General features: G+C 68.2%; 2 protein-coding genes. Both read right to left on the bottom strand.

Annotated features, from left to right (window positions below):
• Positions 1–39: 39 nt before the first annotated feature.
• Entirely contained in the window at positions 40–891 is an 852-nt protein-coding gene (locus DW233_RS10070; RefSeq protein WP_199583469.1) for an IS3 family transposase, read from the bottom strand.
• A gap of 20 nt (positions 892–911) precedes the next feature.
• Positions 912–1,456, bottom strand: a 545-nt coding sequence (locus tag DW233_RS10500; RefSeq protein ID WP_369834752.1) for a transposase, incomplete at its 5' end; no start/stop codon positions are given.

The following is a 1,456-nucleotide window of genomic DNA, read 5'->3' as shown; positions in this document are numbered from 1 at the left end:
GTGAACTGCGCCCCGAAACTTGGACTGAATAAATAGCGACTACGCCGCAAGGGCCCGGTTCCGGAACTCCTCCGGCGTCAGGCCCTTCAATCTTACCTGCCTGCGCCGCGTGTTCCAATGGGCTATGTACCCCTCCAGGTCGCGCTTGAAGTCCCCGAAGCTGCCCCACTCCCTGCCGCGGTAGAACTCGTCCTTCACGTGGCCGAAGAGCTGCTCGGTGGCGGCGTTGTCGATGCAGTTCCCCTTGCGCGACATGCTCTGGGTGATGCCCGCCCCCTCCAGCCTGGAGGTGTAGGACTCGTGCTGGTACTGCCAGCCCATGTCCGAATGCATGGTCGGCGCCGCCCCGTCGGGCAGGGCCTCGAGGAGCCGGTCGAGCATCCTGTGCTGCTGGGCGAGGTCCGGCGAGGTCGATATGTCGCTCGCCACGATCTCCTTCGTGCAGAAGTCGAGCACCGGGGCCCAGTAGGCCTTGGCGCCCGCCACCTTGAACTCGGTGACGTCGGTGCCGAGCTTCTGCCACGGCCCCTCGGCGCCGAAGTCCCTCGCGATGACGTTCTCGAACGTGCTCCCCACGAGCCCCCTGTAGGAGCTGTACCGGCGGCGGGAGCCCCGGCGGCGTATCCCGCACCGGATGCCCATCTCGCGCATCATCTTGAGCACGGTCTTGTCGGCCACGACCGCGCCCAGCTCGGCGCGCAGGCACATGGCTATCTGCCGGTGCCCGCAGCCGTTGGCGGTGCGCGAGAATATCTCGGCCGCGGCGTCGCGCAGCTCGGGCCGGGTCGGCCTCCGCGGGTGCGCCAGCGCGTAGTAGTAGGTCGACCTCCTGAGCCCCGAGCACTCCAGCAGGTGGCGCAGGGAGTGCCCCTCCGCGCGCAGCGCCCTCACCGCCTCGGCCGCCGCCCTGGTCAGAGCCCGTCCCGCTCGACCAGGGCGCGCAATTTTTTTAGGTAGGCGACCTCGGCCTCGAGCCTGCGGCAGCGCTCCTCGAGCTCCTGCTCGCGGGTGCGGGCCCGGGGTTTCGACCTCGACCCCCTCGGTCTGCCCTTCGGGCGGGGCCGCAGCGCCTCGGCGCCGCCCTCGCGGTAGAGCCTGCACCAGCGCTCCAGCGGGGATTTCGACCTGATCCCGAACTCGGCCATGGCGTCGGCCTTCGCCATCCCGTCGTCGACCACGGCCGACGCCGCGGCGACCCTCTGCTCGAATGTGTAACTGGATTGTTTCCCGTCCATGGACAGCAGCGCCTCGCTTCCGAACGCCCGGTATACCCACTGCCATTCTCTCACGGTCTCGCGGGGGACGGACAGGGCCTCGGCCGCCGGCTTGCAGCCGACGCCGGCGTCGAAGAGCTCGACGGCCCGCCTCCTGGACTCCAGATCGTGCTTCGACCTGAGATCTATACTCATGGAAAACCTCCCATTTCCCGATGTCCAAGAAATGGGAGGCAGTTCAC

Source organism: Collinsella sp. AM20-15AC, assembly GCF_003471405.1.
Taxonomy (GTDB): Bacteria; Actinomycetota; Coriobacteriia; order Coriobacteriales; family Coriobacteriaceae; genus Collinsella.
The sequence above is the reverse complement of the archived record's forward strand: the minus strand, read 5'-3'. Positions and strand labels throughout refer to the sequence as shown.